General features: G+C 56.6%; 17 protein-coding genes. 6 read left to right on the forward strand and 11 right to left on the reverse strand.

What is annotated here, in order from left to right; all coding sequences use genetic code 11:
- Nucleotides 1–102: 102 nt before the first annotated feature.
- The 5 genes from M2Q46_RS07675 to M2Q46_RS07695 form a co-directional block, all read right to left on the reverse strand.
- Nucleotides 103–618, reverse strand: coding sequence for a DUF2165 family protein (locus M2Q46_RS07675; RefSeq protein WP_083053211.1), 516 nt, complete (start codon nucleotides 616–618; stop codon nucleotides 103–105).
- Between the two features lie 13 nt (nucleotides 619–631).
- Nucleotides 632–1,312 carry an HAD family phosphatase gene (locus tag M2Q46_RS07680; protein ID WP_083053210.1) on the reverse strand — a complete coding sequence of 227 codons (681 nt, stop codon included), beginning with the start codon at nucleotides 1,310–1,312 and terminating at the stop codon, nucleotides 632–634.
- A 70-nt stretch (nucleotides 1,313–1,382) separates the two neighbouring features.
- Nucleotides 1,383–2,294, reverse strand: a complete 912-nt coding sequence (locus M2Q46_RS07685; protein ID WP_302356983.1) for an AfsA-related hotdog domain-containing protein — start codon at nucleotides 2,292–2,294, stop codon at nucleotides 1,383–1,385.
- A 25-nt stretch (nucleotides 2,295–2,319) separates the two neighbouring features.
- On the reverse strand, nucleotides 2,320–3,516 hold the full coding sequence (locus M2Q46_RS07690) for an MFS transporter (RefSeq protein ID WP_302356984.1): 1,197 nt from the start codon (nucleotides 3,514–3,516) through the stop codon (nucleotides 2,320–2,322).
- A 62-nt stretch (nucleotides 3,517–3,578) separates the two neighbouring features.
- Nucleotides 3,579–4,094, reverse strand: coding sequence for a MarR family winged helix-turn-helix transcriptional regulator (locus M2Q46_RS07695; protein ID WP_083053207.1), 516 nt, complete (start codon nucleotides 4,092–4,094; stop codon nucleotides 3,579–3,581).
- 168 nt (nucleotides 4,095–4,262) lie between these two features.
- Here M2Q46_RS07695 and M2Q46_RS07700 point away from each other — a divergent pair, with 168 nt between their 5' ends.
- A complete protein-coding gene (locus tag M2Q46_RS07700; RefSeq protein WP_302356985.1) occupies nucleotides 4,263–4,787 on the forward strand; it encodes a DinB family protein in 525 nt (174 codons plus the stop codon).
- 175 nt (nucleotides 4,788–4,962) lie between these two features.
- On the opposite strand, the gene M2Q46_RS07705 is transcribed toward M2Q46_RS07700, so the two are convergent.
- The 3 genes from M2Q46_RS07705 to M2Q46_RS07715 form a co-directional block, all read right to left on the reverse strand.
- Nucleotides 4,963–7,161 (reverse strand): TonB-dependent siderophore receptor, encoded by a 2,199-nt coding sequence (locus tag M2Q46_RS07705; protein WP_302356986.1) that lies wholly within the window; start codon nucleotides 7,159–7,161, stop codon nucleotides 4,963–4,965.
- A 106-nt stretch (nucleotides 7,162–7,267) separates the two neighbouring features.
- On the reverse strand, nucleotides 7,268–8,443 hold the full coding sequence (locus M2Q46_RS07710; RefSeq protein WP_203145856.1) for a Bcr/CflA family efflux MFS transporter: 1,176 nt from the start codon (nucleotides 8,441–8,443) through the stop codon (nucleotides 7,268–7,270).
- 147 nt (nucleotides 8,444–8,590) lie between these two features.
- On the reverse strand, nucleotides 8,591–9,535 hold the full coding sequence (locus tag M2Q46_RS07715; protein ID WP_302356988.1) for a helix-turn-helix transcriptional regulator: 945 nt from the start codon (nucleotides 9,533–9,535) through the stop codon (nucleotides 8,591–8,593).
- A gap of 266 nt (nucleotides 9,536–9,801) precedes the next feature.
- Between M2Q46_RS07715 and fdnG the strand changes: the two genes are divergently transcribed.
- The 5 genes from fdnG to M2Q46_RS07740 all read left to right on the forward strand — a co-directional run bounded on the left by fdnG (nucleotide 9,802) and on the right by M2Q46_RS07740 (nucleotide 16,522).
- Nucleotides 9,802–12,894: a formate dehydrogenase-N subunit alpha gene (fdnG, locus tag M2Q46_RS07720; RefSeq protein WP_302356989.1), complete on the forward strand. Its 3,093-nt coding sequence runs from the start codon at nucleotides 9,802–9,804 to the stop codon at nucleotides 12,892–12,894.
- Nucleotides 12,891–13,805, forward strand: a complete 915-nt coding sequence (gene fdxH / locus M2Q46_RS07725) for a formate dehydrogenase subunit beta (protein ID WP_115633962.1) — start codon at nucleotides 12,891–12,893, stop codon at nucleotides 13,803–13,805. Before fdnG ends, fdxH begins: the two co-directional genes overlap by 4 nt.
- Nucleotides 13,789–14,442: a formate dehydrogenase subunit gamma gene (locus M2Q46_RS07730; RefSeq protein WP_203145569.1), complete on the forward strand. Its 654-nt coding sequence runs from the start codon at nucleotides 13,789–13,791 to the stop codon at nucleotides 14,440–14,442. The genes fdxH and M2Q46_RS07730 overlap by 17 nt, the downstream gene beginning before the upstream one ends.
- Nucleotides 14,439–15,311 (forward strand): formate dehydrogenase accessory protein FdhE, encoded by an 873-nt coding sequence (gene fdhE / locus M2Q46_RS07735; protein ID WP_302356990.1) that lies wholly within the window; start codon nucleotides 14,439–14,441, stop codon nucleotides 15,309–15,311. Before M2Q46_RS07730 ends, fdhE begins: the two co-directional genes overlap by 4 nt.
- Before the next feature lie 305 nt (nucleotides 15,312–15,616).
- Complete coding sequence (locus tag M2Q46_RS07740) at nucleotides 15,617–16,522, forward strand: alpha/beta hydrolase (RefSeq protein WP_257112197.1); 906 nt, start codon at nucleotides 15,617–15,619, stop codon at nucleotides 16,520–16,522.
- A gap of 51 nt (nucleotides 16,523–16,573) precedes the next feature.
- On the opposite strand, the gene M2Q46_RS07745 is transcribed toward M2Q46_RS07740, so the two are convergent.
- The 3 genes from M2Q46_RS07745 to M2Q46_RS07755 all read right to left on the reverse strand — a co-directional run bounded on the left by M2Q46_RS07745 (nucleotide 16,574) and on the right by M2Q46_RS07755 (nucleotide 19,881).
- On the reverse strand, nucleotides 16,574–18,325 hold the full coding sequence (locus M2Q46_RS07745; RefSeq protein ID WP_302356991.1) for a DUF4153 domain-containing protein: 1,752 nt from the start codon (nucleotides 18,323–18,325) through the stop codon (nucleotides 16,574–16,576).
- 193 nt (nucleotides 18,326–18,518) lie between these two features.
- On the reverse strand, nucleotides 18,519–19,214 hold the full coding sequence (locus M2Q46_RS07750) for an RES family NAD+ phosphorylase (RefSeq protein ID WP_302356993.1): 696 nt from the start codon (nucleotides 19,212–19,214) through the stop codon (nucleotides 18,519–18,521).
- Nucleotides 19,207–19,881 (reverse strand): hypothetical protein, encoded by a 675-nt coding sequence (locus tag M2Q46_RS07755; RefSeq protein ID WP_250755964.1) that lies wholly within the window; start codon nucleotides 19,879–19,881, stop codon nucleotides 19,207–19,209. The genes M2Q46_RS07750 and M2Q46_RS07755 overlap by 8 nt, the downstream gene beginning before the upstream one ends.
- Between the last annotated feature and the right edge of the window lie 225 nt (nucleotides 19,882–20,106).

The following is a 20,106-nucleotide window of genomic DNA, read 5'->3' on the forward strand; positions in this document are numbered from 1 at the left end:
AAACGAACTTCATGGGCCCGTTCTCAAAATCAGCTTTCAAAAAAATGGCCAAGTTGTCCGGCTGGTAACTCAAGGCCGTAAAACCAAAACAGGTCTAAAGAGCTAGAGCGCTCGGCTTGGCTCTAGAGGTTGCGTCTGAACATAATTCAGAGCGCATAAGCCAATCACGATCAAGCTGAAGTGCACCATCTGGACTGGCCCTTGCTTGAGCCAATACCCAAACCACAGACCGCCACAGATGAAAAACAACCACAAAAAAACAAACAGGCTCAAAGCCAGTACTGCGCGATTGCGTGCACGTAAAAGAACACAGCCCTTTTGCACCCAGAAAGCCTTTGCATAAGAGAGGGCGGCCCACCACAGCAAGATGGCACAAGTCAGCTGGACCGCAGCCACCGCATATAACACTGCCGGGGCCCATTGCGCTGACCAAGCCCGCCACAACAAACCTGCACCCAGCAGCTCCTCCGCCATCACCAAATCCATAGAAAGCGTATGGCTCAGCAGTAAACGATTAGTCCCGGAGTCCGTGACATTGTTGATGACAGCAATCGACAACCACATAGCCAAGCCACCCAGGATCAGCAAACGACTAAACGCAATAAGACGTATCGACATAACCCCTACCTCATCACAAGGAATACTGATTCAAGATGGGCCAGCCACGCTCTTGTGCTATGCCCATCAAACTCGGGTTTCCTGCTATCACCCTCGGAAAACCGACAAGCTCCAGCATGGGCAGATCAGAAATGTGATCGCCGTACCCATAACAATCCGCAGCGCATCCTGCTTGATGATCCAGAAACTGTTGAACGGCTAGCCGCTTTCCTTCTCCAATGGTCTGTGTTCCCTTGATTTCACCGGTGTAATTGCCCGCAAGAATCTCCAACTGATTAGCCAGCACATAGCGCACGTCCAGATCTCGAGCCAGGGGCTGCAGAATCTCGCAACTGGAGCCAGATACAAACACAGGCTGAACGCCATTGCGCTGATGCTCCCGCAAAGCCTGGATGGCTGGCTGAATGTAGTAGTTCTCTTGCTGGCGCATTTGCTGATGCCAGTCTGCTATCGCTGCTTGTAAATCAGCTTGTCTGCAGCCCTTGAATACATGCCAGAACAAACGATTAATTTCGTCTCTGGATATGCCATCGGCAATCTGTCCACGCATTCGCCGCTCAGCCTCTTGACTAGCAGCCTCACCGCCCTCTTGTCCGAGCGTTTTGCACCAGTAGTAATTGCGAAAACTGAACATGCTTTTCATATTGATGAGAGTTTCATCAACATCAAAAAATGCAAATTGAATTGTTCCCATCCCCTGCCTTTCCTTAAGTGCGACCAGGACAAAATCCTGGTCGACGATCTTTCAAAAAACCGCAATCGATTTACAGCAAGGCTTGCTCTGGGCAAGGAGCCGTTGTCTGATTCGATAGAAAGGCAGAGACATCATCCGTGACATCGCTCTGGGCATTGAGCATGCCCAACTCATTGACATACTGCTGGACAACACTAGCGGCCAACTGGTTTTCCTTCTGAGTAATCAGCACATCATCAAAGACCGTGAACTTGACTTCCATACCTGCAACGACTGCACCGCCCTGATAAATATTCATGTCGGCATGAAACCAGACCCGATCCGCCCTGAGTTTTTTCTGTTCCAGAACGTGATAGCGGATTTGAGCGGGCAAAGGAAACGCAAACGCCTGAAACCGCATCGTCATCGTGTTGATCACAAAGTAGCGCTTGGGTGCTTGATAGTCTTCCAGGCAAAACCGCTCTGTTACCGCCAAAAACATCTGACGGCACGCCTCTGTCAGCACCATTCCCTGCACATGCTGTCCAGTCAGATGGTCCAGCATCAACTCGTTCTGATCATCCAGCATCAAGTCCGCAATAAAGCCACCATCTTGCGCAACTTCAGGTACAGAAATCAGAGTATTTTCCGGGCGATGCTTATGTACCAGGGGCTTGGCAGCCAGGCGCTTCCCTCGCCATGTGTGCCAATGCTTGAACTCCTGAAGCAGGCCTTTACTGATACCTACAAACCAGGCATGACTAACCTGCTCCTGACTCAAACCCTGGCCGGCGATCAACTGCCGGCCAGCCAACGGTCCGCGTTCAGGACACTCGTCATGCAACAGCTTCATCAGACGCTCATACAGCAATAAATTTTCATTCTGAGCAAAGCGGTCAAAGCCCTTCGGAACAACAATAAGTACTTCCATTTTTCTACTCTCCCTTAAAAATTCTTGACGCTGATGTTTTGCAAAGGCACTTATTAACTGAGCCCTTCTCATCTTTCCGTGATAGCTGTCTTTTTTCTTATTGCTTATTAACGAGCACCTCACTGCGCCTTAATCCACTAAGGGCATAGATCGCACACCCTGCCAGCAAACCAGCCAGCAATAAATACGTATCCTCCAAAGGCCAGGTCGCAGTCTGCTGAGCCACCCAAGGCCCCAGGCTTGCGCCGATGAACAGCACAAAGGTGTAGAGCGATACCGCCAAGCCTCGCACTGACAATTCACTTAGCCCGGCTACTCGAGCGATCAGGCTCGGCACACTGATACCAATCCCAGCTACAAAAATGAAGCTGGCTCCAAGCAGGCCCCAAGGATGGGCCTGCCCGGCTATCGCACTGAGCGCCAGGCCGGTGGCAGCACACACCAGACCAGCGCTCAGGACTCGCTGAGGCCCCAACCTGGGCATGACAAACGCCACCACCAAGGGCATCAAAAACGCAGGGGCAACCAGAGCGCGCGTCATCATGGGAGACAGGCCCAACTGCGTGAACTGCGCAGCAAGCTTGCTATCAAGCGTCATATAAAAGGCGACAAAGCACAGCAGCAGAAAGAAAGCCGGCACATAGACACGCAGCAATCCGGGATTGGCCAGCAGTCGGCCCACCGATCGATAATTGCGCAGAAAACCGTGCAGGCCCTGCAACTCCAGCTCATCTGCCGCTCTGCGCCATAAGCGCCATGCCGTCAGCATGAAAATGCCACTCAAGGGCAAGAAAGCCGCTCCTAAACTCCAACGCCCGGCAATCAAGCCACCATAGATTTGCCCCAGCAGGCCTGCCGACAAAAAGGCGGTACTCATCCAGGCAACACTCCACATCCTTTGTCGTGGACTACCCCGCTCTGCCAGATAGGCAATCGCCACCGGAGGAAATGACGAAGCTGCCAGCCCTTGACACAGCCGACCAACAACAATGGCGGCAGGTGATTGCACCACCGCCAGCAAAGCAGTCAGTCCGGCCAAAGCCAGCAAGCCGCCAACCATGACCTTGCAGCGCCCCAAGCGATCCGACAGCGGTCCAAAAATCAGAAAACCCAAGGCGTAGGCAAACCCAAAACTGCTGACCATGCCTGTTGCACCCACCCCGTAGGACTGCTCCAGGACGGCAAGCACCGGCAAAGGCAGATAAAGCAAAGAGACGACGGACAAGGCACAGATCACCATCAATGCCCGCAGGCCCGTACCTACAGATCCCTCTTCATGTGCGGATACATTCATCTTTAATGTTCCTGGCTGTTATACAGTAAGCTACATATCTGTTTAAAAAAAACGGCAGACAACTATCCGCCGTTTGTCTTGGGCAACACGCCTTCCTGCTTCATCTTGAACATCAATCGAATCAGCATCTCCCGCTCTGATTCATCGAAATGGCTCATCAGCTTGGCAACCCACACATAATGCGCTGGCAAGGCTTGGCCCAGCACCTGTGCCCCGTGCTCGGTCAATCGAACCACCCAGGCACGACGATCCTGTGGGTGCTGCTCCCGATCACACAGGCCTGCTGCTTCCATGCGATCAATAATGCGTGTCATGGTTTGTGAGGTCACCGAAACCCCGTCGGCCAGCACACCAATGCTCAAGCCCTCGGGATTGCGTTTCAGCAAGATCAGCACAAAGAACTGGGTCTGAGACAAACCGCTTGTCCGATCAAGATTGGCCTCAAACGCAGACAACATCTCGCTGGTGGCAGAAGCCCAGATCAACCAGGTATGCAAGCCATCCACATCCGGATTGCTGTACTCGGCTCCCAGCGTTACCAATGTGTCGTAACTGGGAAGGTCCTTGAGTTCAAACATCGCGTCACCAAATAATCACCATGGCTGAAATGTAGCTGACTACCTATCTGCAGGTCAAGCGCTTTGACATTGGGGCAAGTCAGGACAGGCAAAGACAAGATTCCGTCTTGCTCCTGCTGCCTGTTTGGAGAAATAATCACGATACTCCAGCCCCTGACACAGCCCTCCATGACACCCCAAACCGCCATCCGCATGGCATCCTACAACAACCAGATGAACCGCCGTCTTTACGATGCAGCGGCCAGTCTTTCAGCGCAGGACTTGCATCAGGAACGTGAGGCTTTCTTCGGTTCGCTGTTCAAGACCATGATGCACATTGCGGTGGGGGACACCGTCTGGCTGCACCGCTTTGCCGAGCATCCTGATGCTCACGCCTTGCGCGAGCAAATCGGCGTGTTTGCCAAGCCACATGCACTGGACCAGCAGTTGTTCGACACCTTGGCGGAACTGGATCAGTACCGTCACAAGCTGGACCGGATCATTATTGATTGGGCCGCCACGCTGACACCGGAGCAACTGGGCCAAACGCTACGCTACAGCAATATGGCGGGCCAGAGTATGGAGAAGGATTTTGCGCTTTTAGTGACGCACTTTTTTAATCACCAAACTCACCATCGCGGTCAGGCCAGCACCTTGTTGTATCAGGCAGGTGTCGATATCGGGGTGACTGATTTATTGGCTTTGGTGTCCTGAGTTTGTAGCCCGCAGGCCTCAAAGCAGACCGATAGCGCTGTTCTTGTAGCTCAAGGGCTACAAGATCTCGGTGTCCGAGATGCAGCAAGCAACCTGTCCGCTTCCAATAAAAAAGCCTGCTTGGCGATGACAAGCAGGCTTTTGAATCAGGCTCTACTGCCTGCACCTTTCCCTCTTAATATTGCGCCCGCAAGGACAGCATCACGTTCTGGGGCGCCCCATACCAGCCCTGGTTATAAAACCCGATCTGCGAGTAGTACTTCTTGTCGAACAGGTTATTCACGTTCAGCGTGGCGGACATGCGCTTGTTGAAGTCATAGCGCGCCATCAGGTTGACGATGGCATAGCTGCCCTGCTCTACCTTGACCACTTTACGGCCCGGTGCGGTCGCATCCTGGTACATGCGGTTTTGCCAGTCGATGCCGCCACCCACGGTCAGCCCTTGCCAATCGCCCTGCAAGCGATAGGTGGTGTAGAGCTTGAACAAAGTACGTGGCTTGCTGGTGTTGATGGGTTTGCCTTGTGCATCCTTGGCCGTGAAGGTCGTCAAGCTGCTGGCCAGGTTCCAACCGGGCATCAACTCCCCACCCAGCTCCAGCTCGATACCTTCTACCTTGGCTCCCGACACGGGGCGATAAGCGGGGGTATTGGGTGGCGCGCCGATCACGTTATTGCCAGTGGCTTCGGCCAGATTGTCCTGTCGGGTCTGGAACAAGGATACCGCCCCATTCAAGCGGCCATCCAGCCAGGCAGCTTTCAAGCCCAACTCGTAGCTCTTACCCGTGATGGGAGCCAGCAGATCACCCTGCTCATTGCGGGCATTCTGCGGTTTGAAGATTTCCGTATAGCTGGCGTAAGCCGTGTAGGTGTCGTCAAAGTCGTAGATCAGGCCGGCATAAGGGATAAACTCATTGCGATTGCGATACTGGCGTTTGGCACCAAAGTAGGTCTGGTCCGTCTCCCAGTTACTCAAGCGTCCCCCTACCATCAAGCGCAGATTATCCATCAAGGCAAAACGCCCCACGGCATAGGCACCAGACTGTCTGTTGCTCATGTCATCCGCCTGGGAGGGCTCGCCTGACCACACGGGCTCGGGCACGTGGCCCGGCTGATAAAAACTGCCCGCATCCGGCAAAGGTGCCAGGGCACGATACTGCGGGAAGGAGACGCGGTCCTGGGACACCATCCAGCCCACAGAGAACTCATGCTCTTTACCGAACAGCTCGAAGGGGCCGGACAAAGAGGCATTGAATGCCTTGCGACGCACATCCCCCTTGTAATAGGAATAGGAGTTAGCGGTACCCAAGCCGGTTTCCCGATCCGGGTAGCCGCCCCGGAAAATCTGTTTCATGGATGCATCGGTGTGCGACTGGTTATAAGTCAGGCGTAGCTTCAAGTCATTGGCAAACTGATGGCTCAAATCCAGAAAGCCCGTGGTGGTGTCATTCTCGATGCGCGACCAGTCCGTATTGTTGGAAACAGAGCGCTTGAAGTCTGTGCGCGAACCATCGCTATAGAACAGCGGAAAACCACTGCCAAAGCCATTGTTCGAGCTGGACTGATAGGCCACTCCACCGGTCAATTCCATGCCGGGCATCAGGTCAGCCGTAATCACGCCATACAAGGTGCGCGTCTTGGTGTCCTGCAAACTGGTGTAGCTGTTGGCCTTGCCATAAGCACCCACAATACGCCCACGAATGCGGCCATCTTCGGTAATGGGTGTGGAAACATCAGCATAGCCACGGGCAAAGTCCCAGCTGCCTACGTCCACGCCCCCCGATGCTGCAAAATCACGCAAGGGACGCTTGCGTACATAGTTGACCGAGGCCGAGGGGCTGCCCGCCCCCGTCATTAAACCTGTCGCACCGCGTACCACTTCAACCCGATCAAACACCACCAGATCCAGATTGCTTTCACCAAAAGCCCAGGGCGAGAGCACAGGCTGGGTCCAGCCATCAAACTGATAGTTATCGATACCAAAGCCACGCGAAGAAAAGGAATAACGGTTGGTATCGCTGCGCGTCACGGAAATACCCGGGGCGCTTTGCAGGGCATCGGCCGTTGTCTGCATACCGCGATCTTCCATCATCTGGCGGGTCACCACGCTGACCGACTGCGGTGTTTCACGAATGGACAATGACAAGCCCGTGGCTGTGCTCATGGCCTTGGTGGTATAGGACTGGCTGGTTTCGGTCACCCCCGGATCTCGATTGCCTTTAACCGTAATTGTGGACAGCTCCACGGGCGATTGATCAGGAGCTTTGTCCTGTGCCCAGGCCGGGCTGCCCGCGGCTGCCAGCAGCATGGCGGAGCGAGTAAGAGGTGTCAGCAAACGCACTCGCAGGCGAGCAGAGCTGGAAGAAACGGCAAACATGAAGGTGGATCTCAGCAAAGGTTTTAGATGCGAACAATTATCATCTTCATGTTTTAGAGCGATGTATTCACAAACGCAAAAACGCTATGCCAAACATCAGTCCTGCCTATGACACGGCCCGATCTGCACGCTTTTGCAGCCAGAGCCAAGCGACAAGACTGGCAACTACGGCCAACAGCATCGCGGCCGCCATGCGCACAGGCTGCCCGTAAACCCAAGGTACGCACCAGCCACTGACCAGGGAAAAGGTAGCCATCTGACAAAACCCCAGCAAGGAAGCCGCCAGCCCTGCGCGTGCGGGAACCTGCGCCAAGACCTGCATGGTCAACACCGGAAACAGCATGGCCAGCCCGGCGGCAAAGAATGCCGGCAACCCGACCGCCCACAGCAACGCGGGTTCTGCAGCACGTGCCAGGTAGGCGACATAGGCTAGGCAGCTCCCCAGCATCAAGCCATAGGCACAAGTAATCAGCTTGCGCGCTTCCCAAAGACGGGAGAGCTGAGCCGAGGCCAAGGCTCCCGCGCTGGCCCCAATCACCAAGGGCACGAACAAGGCCGCAAACGCGGTCTCGGGCAGCTTCAAGGTATGGGTAATGAAATCAGGCGCGGCACCAATCAAAAATGCCTGCGCACCGATCAACAAGCTCAAAGCCAGGCTCATCCCCATAAAAGGGATATTGCGCAACAAAAGCCATAGCTCGACCCGCAACTGCGACCAGACCAAAGGCTGACGTCTGGACGTCGGCAAGGTCTCTGGCAGGCGCAGCGCACACAAGCAAGCCGCCAGCGCGGCCAATACGGCCAGCATCCAGAACACCGAGCGCCAGCCCAGATGGGCGATCAACTGCCCGCCCACAATCGGCGCCAGCGCGGGCGAGACATTGAACACCAGCACGATATAAGAAAATGTGCGCTGCGCTTGCTGCCCCTGATAGCAATCACGCACCATGGCCTGCCCAATGACCAAGCCAGCTCCGGCGGACAAGCCCTGCAAGACACGGCCCGCCAACAAAAACGAGAAGCTGGGCGCCACAGCGGCCATCACAGAACCTGCCACATAAACCAGCAAGGAAACCAGCACCACTGGCTTGCGTCCCCAGGCATCGGAGAAGGTACCGTGCAAGAGCAACATGGCCGCATACGCAGACATATACACACCCAGGGTCTGCTGCACGCTGTGTGGCGGCACATTGAATTCCTGTTCCAGAGCGCTGAATGCAGGTAAATAGGCATCAATGGTGGCCGGTGCCACGCAGGCCAGCAGGCCCAACATCAAAACCATCAAGGGATACGGAGGAAGCAGGAAAGGCGGCACAGTCACATACAAAAAGAAGCGGCCCGCAAGGGGCTGGGTCTTTCAGCATGAGCGATGCATGCACCGTCGGGGAATGCGCAATGCTTGAAGAGCTTTGGGCAATGACGGGACAGCCTAGTTCAATTCGCTGGGTGAAATCCCATAGCGTTCACGGAATGCCGTAGCGAAGTTGGTGGCATGGCGATAGCCTACATAGTGCGCTGCCTGCTGTACGCTCCAGCCTTGCGCCAGATACTCTCGCGCCAGCTCCAGCCTGCGCTCACGCAGCCATCCAAATACCGAGCATTGATAGAGCGCCTGAAACTTCACCCGCAAGGTGCTGGGACTCATGCAGGCCAGTTTGGCCAGATCTGCCAAGGTGTGATCCTCGCCGGGGGAATGGTAGAGGCGCTCTTTGACACGTTCCAGCAATTGCCGGTCGCGCGCGGAGACGGGCGCATCGTTTTCTGTTTCTCGGCTCAGCCCATCCAGCGCATGAGCCAACACTTGCAGGCTGACACCCTCCAGCAGCAGATTGTGCAAGGTGCCCTGCCAGGGGCTGTCGATCAACTGATCGATCGCGGTCAACAAATGCGGGGGCACTACCCAGCGTTGCAGGCGTATCCGCGAGGAACCCATGACCTTGGCCAACGTCTCGCCCAAAGGCGAGTCCGCCAAACTGTCCGGCGTACTTAAGGTGATATTCAAGCCTCGCAGGCGCTGCCCAGCCGGATGGAGCCCTGTCATGGCCACCACATCCGAATGCGCAATGGTGGCCCCACTTTGAGCTGTCATGCTGACCGTATTCTGGCTGGCAAGCTGAGTCTGCGCTCGCCCCTGCAACATCACAATGGCCGAGAACTGCGGCGCGGCCAGCGACGTGGCTTCGTACTGGTGGTGAGTAATGATGTCCGAAAGCACCATCTTCATGCCAGGCCGAACCTGATATTCCTGCACCCGCCCTTCGGCAATACAAACCTGCTCCATGTCCTGCTTGGGACCAGAGTAATCCGACAAGCAATAGCGAAAACCCGTCGGACTACCGAGTCGGTCAAAGTCCGATACCGTAAATCTGATCATAGGAGTGTGGGAGCAAGCAGCCCGAGCCAGGCCCGCAAATAATTCTTGAATGGCGCGGATCGCGGGAAAAGGTGAAATAGGCCACATGAGAATAGCACACATTCTCAATTATATGGCGACTTCCACATTCCCCTTTATGCCACAACTATTGCCTTTTCAAGGACCTATATGCCAATAGCCGGGCACCCTATAAGCATGCTGCTATAATCCGCCCCGGCAATTAGTGATCCTTTTGCCGACACTTATTTTTGCAAGAAGAATCCTTCATGAATAACACCGTACCAAGTTTTGGTCGGCGTCAATTTCTCAAAATTCTTGGTGCTGGGGCAGCTGCGCTGTCAGCTACCGCGATGGGACTTTCGACAGCCGCCGCTCAAGTTCCTGCCGCCGTCCGGCCCTACAAACTGCTGCGCGCCAAAGAAACTCGCAATAACTGTACGTACTGTTCAGTCGGTTGCGGCATCCTCATGTACTCCATGGGCGATGGCTCCAAGAATGCGAAACCCCGTATCTTTCACATTGAAGGCGACCCGGATCACCCGGTCAGCCGTGGCTCGCTCTGCCCGAAAGGTGCAGGCCTGCTGGACATGATTCATTCCAAGAACCGGCTGCTGCACCCCGAATACCGGGCGCCCGGCTCCAAGGAATGGGTCAAGATCAGCTGGGAAGACGCCACGCGGCGCATTGCCCGCTTGCTGAAAGACGACCGCGACGCCAACTTCATTGCCAAAAACGAGAAAGGCCAGGTCGTGAACCGCTGGCTGTCTTCGGGCTTTCTGGCCTCCTCGGCAGCCTCCAACGAAACTGGCTTGCTGGACTTCAAGTTCACTCGCGCTTTGGGCATGCTGGGTATCGACTGCCAGGCGCGGCTCTGTCACGCCCCCACCGTCTCGGCCCTGGCCCCCAGCTTTGGGCGCGGTGCCATGACCAATCACTGGGTGGACATCAAGAACGCCAACGTGGTGATCGTGATGGGCGGCAACCCCGCCGAAGCCCACCCGGTCGGTTTCAAATGGGTGATTGAAGCCAAGGTCAAGAACAAGGCCAAGGTTATCGTGGTGGACCCACGCTTTAACCGTACGGCTGCGGTGGCAGACATCTTCTCGCCCATCCGCGCGGGCTCGGACACCGCCTTTTTGATGGGCATGGTGCGCTGGCTGCTGGAGAACGACAAGATTCAGCACGACTACGTGCGCTCCTACACCAATGCCTCCCTGATCGTGCGCGACGACTTTGCCTTTGAAGAAGGCCTGTTCTCCGGCTTCGATCCCAAAACCAAGGTCTACGACAAATCCTCCTGGACCTACGCGCGGGACGAAAACGGCGAGGTGATGCGCGACCACAGCATGACGCATCCGCGCTCCGTGCTGCAGTTGCTCAAGGCGCACGTAGACCGCTACACCCCCGAAGTGGTGGAGAACATTACCGGCGTCAAGCAAGCAGACTTCTTGCAGATTGCCGAAATCATTGGCTCCTGTTCGGCCAAGAACAAGACCCTGACCTGGCTGTATGCGCTGGGCTGGACGCACCACACGGGCGGTGCACAGATTATTCGTGGCGCCGCCATGATTCAGCTCTTGCTGGGCAATATCGGCATGGCTGGTGGCGGCGTGAACGCCTTGCGCGGTCACTCCAATATCCAGGGCTATACCGACCTGGGTCTGCTGTCCCTGCGTGTGCCAGGTTATATGAACCTGCCCTCAGACAACCAGCAAAGTCTGGCGCAATATCTGGAAGAAACCACGCCCAAGGATGTGTTGCCCGGTCAGGTGAACTACTGGAAGCACACACCCAAGTTCTTCATTTCCTTGCTGAAGAATCTGTACGGCAAGCACGCCACGCAAGCCAACGATTTTGCCTTTGACCTGCTGCCCAAATGGGACCGCAGCTACGACATGCTGGCCTACTTTGACATGATGTATGAAGGCAAGGTCAACGGTTACTTCGCCCAGGGCTTCAACCCGCTGGCCGCCATGCCGGACAAGAACAAGACCTCCAAGGCCTTGTCCAAGCTGAAGTTCCTGGTCATCGTGGATCCGCTGGTCACCGAGACCTCGAACTTCTGGCGCAACGAAGGCCAGTTCAACGACATCAAGACCGAAGAGGTCATGACGGAAGTGTTCCGTCTGCCCTCCAACTGTTTTGCCGAAGAAGACGGTTCCATTGTGAACTCGGGCCGCTGGTTGCAGTGGCACTATGCCGGGCAACAGCCGCCAGGCATTGCCCGCCATGACCCCAATATTCTGGGCGAAATCATGATGGAGCTGCGTCGCCTGTACGAAGAGGAAGGCGGTGCCTGTCCCGAGCAGGTCCTGAGCATGACCTGGGACGCCGATACCTATCACGACCCACACTTCCCGCATCCCGAAGAAGTGGCCAAAGAGGCCAACGGCTATGCGCTGGCTGACGTGTTCGACGACAACGGCAAGCAGATCCTGCGCAAGGGCCAGTTGCTGGACAACTTCGCGCAACTGCGCGATGACGGCACCACGCAAAGCTACTGCTGGGTATTTGCCGGCTCCTGGACGGAGAAAGGCAACCAGATGGCCAATCGGGACAATACCGATACGGGCCTGGGCAACACGCCTGGCTGGGCCTGGGCCTGGCCGGCCAACCGGCGCATTCTGTACAACCGTGCCTCCATGGATGAGATGGGCAATCCCTGGGATCCCCAACGTCAAATCCTGCATTGGGATGGCAAGCAATGGACCGGGGCCGATATTCCGGACTTCCCGGCCAACCTGCCTCCCGGTAGCCCTGCTGCCCCGTTCATCATGCTGCCCGAAGGTCTGGGCCGCCTGTTCTCGGAAAAAGGCATTAATGACGGTCCCTTCCCGGAGCATTACGAGCCGGTAGAAAGCCCGATTGCCAAGAACCCGCTGCACGAAAAGGTGACACACAACCCAACGGCACGGATTCTGTCCAATGATGCCGAGCGCATGGGCAACCGTCACGACTATCCGTATGTGGCCACCACCTACTCCATTACCGAGCTGTTCCGGCACTGGACCAAGCATTCCTATCTGAATGCCATGTTGCAGCCTGAACAGTTCGTGGAAATTGGCGAGCAATTGGCGGCGGAAAAGGACATTCGCCACGGCGACACCGTCAAAGTCACCACCAAGCGTGGCTACATCACAGCCAAGGCCGTGGTGACCAAGCGCATGCGGACCCTGACCGTTGCGGGTCAGGAAGTGCAGCAAATTGGTATCCCCTGCCATTGGGGCTTTGAAGGTGAAACCCGCAAGGGCTTTCTGGCCAATACCCTGGCCCCCGGCGTAGGCGATGCCAATACGCAAACACCGGAGTTCAAAGCCTTTCTGGTCAATGTCGAGAAAATGAAGGGAGCCACGGCATGAATTCGCAAAACATAGTGCGCCGTTCGGCCACCAACTCGGTCACGCCTGCGCCACAAGTGCGTGATCACCAGATGGAAGTCGCCAAACTGATTGACGTGTCCATCTGCATTGGCTGCAAGGCTTGCCAGGTCGCCTGCAATGAATGGAACGACTTGCGCGGCCAGGTCGAGGAAAACGTCGGCGTGTACGACAACCCCAGCGACCTGAGCCCCGACAGCTGGACCTTGATGCGCTTTACAGAGCACGAGGACGAAGCCGGCAAGCTGGAATGGCTGATACGCAAGGACGGCTGCATGCACTGCGAAGACCCCGGCTGTCTGAAAGCCTGCCCGGTTCCTGGTGCAATTGTTCAATACGCCAATGGCATTGTGGATTTCCAGTCCGATCTGTGTGTGGGCTGCGGTTACTGCGTGGCGGGCTGTCCTTTCGACGTACCGCGTATCTCCAAGAAGGACAACAAGGCCTACAAATGCACGCTGTGCTCGGACCGCGTCACCGTGGGCCAGGCACCCGCTTGCGCCAAAACCTGCCCCACCGGCGCAATTGCGTTTGGCTCCAAGCAGGAAATGAAAGATCTGGCCTTGAGCCGTATCGAGGACCTGAACGAGCGCGGTTATGAAAACGCTGGCCTCTACGACCCGCAAGGCGTAGGTGGTACCCACGTCATGTACGTGCTGCAACACGCGGACGATCCCCAGCGCTATGCCGGTCTGCCCAAAGACCCGCACATCAGCTCGGTGGTCGGTGGCTGGAAAGATGTGCTCAAACCCGCTGCAGCGGTGGCAGGCGCCGTGGCTGTCGCAGGGATGGCAGCACACTTTATTGGCGTAGGCCCGAACAGTGTTGACGAGGACCACGAGGACACAGAGGCAAAGGCATCTGAAGGAGGCGATCATGGCCAAGAAAAATAATCTTGTTCTGCGCACCAAATTCCCCGAAAGACTGTGCCACTGGGCAGTGGTGCTCTGCTTCTTTCTGGCCGCAACGTCAGGGCTGTCCTGGTTTTACCCTTCTTTTTCCTGGCTCAGTTCCTTCCTGGGCACACCGCAACTGGCCCGCGTCCTGCACCCTTTTCTAGGGATCGCGGTTTTCGTCGGCCTTTGCTATATGTTTGTGCGTTTTGTGAAGTACAACCTGCCGGCAAAAACCGACCTGATCTGGTTCCGTAATGTCAAAGGCGTGATCCTGAACAACGCCAAGCAACCTTTGCGTATCGGTAAATACAATGCCGGTCAGAAAGTGCTGTTCTGGCTGATCATGCTGTCCATCGTCACGCTGCTGGTATCGGGCCTGATCATGTGGCGCGCGTACTTTGCCGAGTTCTTCAGCATTCCCGTGCTGCGCCTGGCCATCCTGATCCACTCGGTCGCCGGAATTGGTTTGATCTTGCTGATTCTGGGCCATATCTATCTGGCGATCTGGGTGCGCGGCTCCATCACCGGCATGGTGACCGGCTATGTCTCCAAAGCCTGGATACGTCATCACCACGACCGCTGGCATGATGAATTGCAGGCTGCAAAAAAAGATGCGAAGGAAGGCAAGGCATGAACGAAATCCCTATCGTCCGCTCCGTGCCGTCGGAAGCCTCCACCCGGCATTTTGATCCCATCCTGCGGCCCGAACTGCACGAGCTGTACACCGCCCGCGCAGCCCGTCTGCGCGAGCTGGCTCAAGGCCATGAGCTTGAGGCCTATCTGCAGCTGGCTGCCGATATTGCTCAGGCACAGGCCCAGGTTTCGGAACAAGCCCAATCGGATGCCGATGCCGTCGATCCTGTTGCCATTGCTCGTCAGGGTGCCTGGACAGCGCATCTGGACTCCTTGCTGGAGCAGCTTGCTCACAGCGCCTCGCCCGCCATCAGCCCTCATCTGGATGCGCTGCGCGCCATGAACACCCAGGCACGTCGCGAGGCAGGCCTGGCCTTGGCACAAAACCAGTTCGACGCCGTCTCCCAGGCACTGGCTCCGTTTTTATGGGCCGCCTTGTCTCTGGAAGTTGCCCTGGCCGCACGAGCTCTTCCCTTGCCTGCAAACAGCAAGGAAGAGTCTGCCAGTTGTCCGGTTTGCGGTGGCGCCCCTGTTGCCAGCCTGATCCACAAAGGCACGCGCCAAGGCTTGCGCTACTTGCACTGCTCCCTGTGCGAGTGTGAATGGCATATGGTTCGTGCCAAGTGCACGAACTGCGCCGACGCCGGCGATCTGGACTATCTGAGCTTTGAAACGACCGAGGCGGTCGTCCGTGCAGAAAGCTGTGGTCACTGCCATAGCTATCTGAAAGTCATCTCACAGGAACGCGATGCGGCAGCAGAAAGCGTCGCCGATGACCTGGCCAGCCTGGTGCTGGACGATGCTGCGACCGGAGAAGGTTATGGTCGCACGGGCTTGAACCCCTTCGCCTTGCCCGATCAGGCCCTGTAAAGAAACGCCCGGACTGGCCCAATGCTGATCCGGGCTTTTTATATATCCGTTTCGCTACCCGCCTCACACTCTGTGCCAAGCACACTCCATACCCTCCCCTCGTGGCTGCACCATCACAAAAACTGGCAGCCAAGCCCTGATACCGATGTGCAAACTCCAAATAGCCAGCAATGGGTCATCGACAGCAGAGCATTAGCGCCCTCATCATATAGATACGATTTGTAGTCCGGATATTTGTTTTCTACCAGTCGGCACACCCTATAATCAAGAATGATTCCTGTTCAGCATTCTATATTCCGACCCTGATGAAGACCTCCCTGCCCCGCTTTCTGATCAGTGCTGCCACGCTCTGCCTGGCGTTCACACTTCCCTCCCACGCCCAGCAAACCCAGCGCCCCTGGAACGAGGCAGCCGGTCCCTCCATCGTGGACCAGCAACAAAGCCTGTACCGCTTCGAGACGCTGATCATGTCCTCGGAAGACGGCAAGCGGCACTACAAAATACAGATAGGCACCCCGAACCGCCCCGCCCCCGCACGCGGTCATCCGGTGATTTATATGGTGGATGGCAATGCCGCCATGGCCAGTATTGATGTGGACGACCTGAAAGCCATCAGCGCCTTGTCTGCCCCGGTCCTGGTTGCCATTGGCTACGACACCGAAGCGCGCCACGATGTGATTGCCCGCGCCTTCGACTACACGCCTCCCGTTACGGAAAACGGCGTCAGCAAACCTGTGGAAGTACGGGGCCGTTCAGGCGGCGGTGCAGATATTTTTCTGGACTATATAGAAACCCACATCAAGCCTGCCGTGGAAGAACGCGAGCCTATTGATCGCTCCCGCCAGACCCTGTGGGGCCACTCTTACGGCGGCCTGTTCGCCTTGCACACCCTGTTCACCCATCCTGATCTGTACCAGCGCTACGTGGCGGGCGATCCCTCCCTGTGGTGGTATGACGGGATTCTGGTCAAGACGGCTCAGGCTTTTGATACAACGCTGGCCAAGGACAAGCGCATTGCCATCATGGTGGGCGGGCAGCGCCGCAGTACCTCCATGAGCAATGCTGCGGCTCAATGGTCCGCACAGGATATGGCCAAGCATTTGCAGGATGCAGGGCTGAATGTCAGCTACGAGAACTTCAGCGACCTGAACCACGGGCAGATGCTGGCCGCCTCCTTGAAACCCGCCCTGCGAATTGCGGCCCAGCCGTGATGCCTTCGAACCAAAGGCATCACCACTGATCACTCTATCAGCGCCCTGCCCTCAAGGGCGCTGAGCTGCACCTATAAAGCCACCGTCCGGCAACTTCAAGACACTGAAAGGCGCGGGCTCAATGACCGCTCCCTTGGCGTGAATGCCATCAATGACGGCGCCCATATTATCCAGCGACAAACCGGGCGTGAAAGCGGTCGCCTTCTCCCATTCCCCATTAGCGGTCTGCACAAAGACAGCACCATTATTCATGGGGTTGTTGACCGACAGAACAATCGCTTCGTCTCCCGCTTCGCCCGGCAACAAATCCACAAATACCAGCAAGCAACCGGCGTGGTTACCCGGAGTTCGAGTCTCGCAAGCCTTGGCCAGATAGGCGATGTCCCAACCTGGATAGGTTTCGATAAAGGACTGACGTAAAGGATGGTCAGCCGGAGAGCTGGGCAAAGAGCCCAAGAGCATCTGCCGCGCCTTGTCCTCACCGATGTCCCAGACTTCGAGCTCTTGATCCGGCACAGCCTCCTCAGGCTTATCCTCGGACTTCCCGACCAGCAAGTTCTTCTCAACCACATAGTCCATGGCCCTCTGCCCTGGTAGCCCCCAATACATTCTCATTTCCGTATCCGGGAAGTCATCCGCGCTTAGCGTGCCGGCCTCCAGCCGGGCCACTTGCGAAGCCGCCGAGATCGCTTCGGGAGAGCCGATGCGAAGCAGCCAGATAATGGCCAGCACTATCAGGGCCAACGCCATCCCCACATTCGAACGGCGTACTCGCGCCATCCAGTGTTGAGGGTGGCAGGCAGCCCAGAAGTAACTCAAACCATAGCCCGCTGCCACCAGTGCTGCTGTCATGACCAGAACACGACTGGGGGTCCAACCATACTGAGCAACCCGCGCCCAAATCGCCCACAAGGCAACGCCTGCCAGCACGGGCATGACAAAACCCAGTAAACGGGCCGAGGCGCGCAATAAAGGGTTTGCGCTGGCATTCGTATCCTCGTCCGCAACAACAGAAGACACCAGAGTCGACGCCCCCAGAACAGCCGCCACGCACAGGGCGGCCAGTGGCAAGCCCTCACCCGTACGCCAGGGCAAGGCGACGATGAACACCACCATCACCACCAGCAAAACAGGGGTCAGCAAACGCAGCAGTTTCAGCAACAGAATGGGGGACAGATAGCCACCATCCGAGTCCGAGGCCAGAGCCAGACCGGCTCCCACCAAAGCACCAGACACCACAGCCGCAACCGTGGGTTCCAGCAGCACGTCCCCTAACAGGGTGATGCCGACAAAGCTGAGCAACATATGGCACGCCATCAGCACGCCCCAGGCCAGGCCGCAGAAGAACAATGCGACGGCCCAGGAACACACCATGGACCAACTCAGCTCGAACAGGCGACGGTAATCAGCCCAATCGCGTGGACGCTCTACCAGAATGGCAAGAAATGGCAGAGTAATAGTCGCCAGCAGCCCCATTGCCACCCACATCTGCGGGGCCCGCCAAAAAAGGGCGACCTCAGCATATCCCCCTTGCGCCTGCAAGATCAGCGCCGCGCTGGCCACTCCCAGCCCCAGGGACACCAGCAAGGCCTTGCGCACAACGACGTGCATCAGCAAGGTGAAAGACGCCACCCCAAAGATTCCTACGGCCAACAGCAAGGACACCCAGATATGCTCGCGCGGCGCAGGCGCCATCATCAAATTGCTGAAGGCCACCCATTCAAGCAGGCCCAGCAGGGCCCCGGCCAAACACAAGGTCAGCGTCCGCCGGTTTTGTAAGGAAGAAAATGAGATCGCAATCATGGTGAGTAAAAAGCAGTCGATTCAACAATGACAGCATATGGAAAGCACCATTGCTGACGACATCAGGCCATAAAAGGAAAGCCCAGACTATGCCCTGCAAAACTGGGCTAGTTTAGTACGGTGAAGAGCCGTCTCTCAGTACCGGATAGAGCCGCTCTTGTAAGCAGACGTTAGGCCTGAAGATATCGATTACTTAGGCACTACCTGGAACGATCAGCACCCCAATCCGTTCGGCCAGATCCAGCACGGCATCGTAGCTGGCCGGATCTTCGCTCAAGCTGTGCGATGGGCCCTGAGCTTTCAAGGCGCCTTTGACGATGCGATTCCCAAAGAGCATCACGGCTCGCGCCGAATCGTCCTGCCGGGACACCCAGCACAAGCCTTGGGCTTGAGGGCATTGCTGATAAATCGCGGCAGCCCACAGGCGGGTTGCCGGATATTGATCTTTCTCAGTGTCGATCAGTTGCTTGCGTGTCACACCCAGTTTCCTTAGCGGAACGCTGGCCAGATCCACTAACACCAAAGGCGCGTTCAGCAGCACGGTGGAATGCACCTGCCCCAACAGCTTTTTCTTGTCATAGCTTTTAAAGCCTGCGGCGTGCGGAACGTCATGAAAGACGGTCTCCATCATGGCGCAATCGCGGCTGGTGCCACCGTACAAGGTGGGAATCGGCTTGCCCTGTTCATCCTGAATCGGACTGAAACGGGCATTGCCCTGCGTGCCCGGATTGAACTGAGTCGCCAAATATTTATCTTGATGAACGCGATGCAGTAACTGCCCTTTGGGCCAGTCCATCAAGGTCAGGCGCAGCTCACCGTCCGGAACGGGGATTACCGTTACCCCCTCCACTGGGATGTGCTTTTTATCCAGAGCCGCAGGCTTAGCCATGAGCCACGGCTTGCACTTCGTCTTGCGCAGCGGCGATGACCTTTTCCGGCGCAGAAATCAACAAGTCCTGCGGGCGCTTACCACCCAAGAAGCTGTTGGTGGACATGAACCAGTAGGCCATGCCCCAGCTGTCTTTATGCCCGGCCAGAATGTCGACCACTTGCGCCAAGGGTTTGGCGGGACGAAAGCTGGTGTCCGGGTCCAGACCGTAGCCGGGGAAATAATCCACACCACCATGATTGATGGCAAAAATCTGCCCCTGCTTCTTCCACTTGTTGGGCTGGGCACTGGGATTGCGCGTGCTCAACCCTGCCAGTTGCGCCACTTCTGCGGCACTGAGCCAGTCCCCACTTTCCAGTACGGCCTTGCGGGCCTGTACCAGCATGGCAGCTTCTTTCAGCAAACGGGGCGATGGCGGCGTGCGCGGCACCAGCACTTCGGCCAGGCGCTCCAGCGACTCCTTGTCCTGACGCTCTTGCAAAACCTCGAACATGGACGAGGCTACATTGGTGAAGTTCTCTGCCAAAGCCTTGAAAGCGGCGGGTTTGATGTGATCGAAAGCCAGCACCAGCACTTGTTCTGCCTTGGATTTGCCCAAACTTACCTTAACCTCTTTGGGCGTACCCACCAGGGTCGAGACGCTGGGACTACTTACCAGGACGCTCATGGATAGACTCCTTGAAGGTTATTTATGATGATTAATAATAGCATAACCCTGATAACCCAAAAACCGACCTGTACAAGCAGGCAGCCTAGCCTCAGCTACGTCCTTATCGCTCGTTCTGACACGCATCAGGCAGACGCGGCACCGCTGCCCTGCCGCATAAAACGGAACTCGCGCCATCAAGAAGCTTAACTCCCCATTCCTATTTCTCTTCCCTATCTCTATTAG

Source organism: Alcaligenes sp. YSL9, assembly GCF_030515105.1.
Taxonomy (GTDB): domain Bacteria; phylum Pseudomonadota; class Gammaproteobacteria; order Burkholderiales; family Burkholderiaceae_B; genus Alcaligenes; species Alcaligenes phenolicus.

Bases quoted from the DNA above. Each gene is read 5' to 3' on its own strand.
- M2Q46_RS07755 (WP_250755964.1), bottom strand. From the start codon at position 19,881: ATGAGCGTCCTGGTAAGTAGTCCCAGCGTCTCGACCCTGGTGGGTACG.
- fdnG (WP_302356989.1), top strand. From the start codon at position 9,802: ATGAATAACACCGTACCAAGTTTTGGTCGGCGTCAATTTCTCAAAATT.
- M2Q46_RS07700 (WP_302356985.1), top strand. From the start codon at position 4,263: ATGACACCCCAAACCGCCATCCGCATGGCATCCTACAACAACCAGATG.
- M2Q46_RS07710 (WP_203145856.1), bottom strand. From the start codon at position 8,443: ATGGTTTTGATGTTGGGCCTGCTGGCCTGCGTGGCACCGGCCACCATT.
- fdhE (WP_302356990.1), top strand. From the start codon at position 14,439: ATGAACGAAATCCCTATCGTCCGCTCCGTGCCGTCGGAAGCCTCCACC.
- M2Q46_RS07750 (WP_302356993.1), bottom strand. From the start codon at position 19,214: ATGGCTAAGCCTGCGGCTCTGGATAAAAAGCACATCCCAGTGGAGGGG.
- M2Q46_RS07715 (WP_302356988.1), bottom strand. From the start codon at position 9,535: ATGATCAGATTTACGGTATCGGACTTTGACCGACTCGGTAGTCCGACG.
- M2Q46_RS07675 (WP_083053211.1), bottom strand. From the start codon at position 618: ATGTCGATACGTCTTATTGCGTTTAGTCGTTTGCTGATCCTGGGTGGC.
- M2Q46_RS07745 (WP_302356991.1), bottom strand. From the start codon at position 18,325: ATGATTGCGATCTCATTTTCTTCCTTACAAAACCGGCGGACGCTGACC.
- M2Q46_RS07685 (WP_302356983.1), bottom strand. From the start codon at position 2,294: ATGAGAAGGGCTCAGTTAATAAGTGCCTTTGCAAAACATCAGCGTCAA.
- M2Q46_RS07730 (WP_203145569.1), top strand. From the start codon at position 13,789: ATGGCCAAGAAAAATAATCTTGTTCTGCGCACCAAATTCCCCGAAAGA.
- M2Q46_RS07705 (WP_302356986.1), bottom strand. From the start codon at position 7,161: ATGTTTGCCGTTTCTTCCAGCTCTGCTCGCCTGCGAGTGCGTTTGCTG.
- fdxH (WP_115633962.1), top strand. From the start codon at position 12,891: ATGAATTCGCAAAACATAGTGCGCCGTTCGGCCACCAACTCGGTCACG.
- M2Q46_RS07695 (WP_083053207.1), bottom strand. From the start codon at position 4,094: ATGTTTGAACTCAAGGACCTTCCCAGTTACGACACATTGGTAACGCTG.
- M2Q46_RS07740 (WP_257112197.1), top strand. From the start codon at position 15,617: ATGAAGACCTCCCTGCCCCGCTTTCTGATCAGTGCTGCCACGCTCTGC.
- M2Q46_RS07690 (WP_302356984.1), bottom strand. From the start codon at position 3,516: ATGAATGTATCCGCACATGAAGAGGGATCTGTAGGTACGGGCCTGCGG.
- M2Q46_RS07680 (WP_083053210.1), bottom strand. From the start codon at position 1,312: ATGGGAACAATTCAATTTGCATTTTTTGATGTTGATGAAACTCTCATC.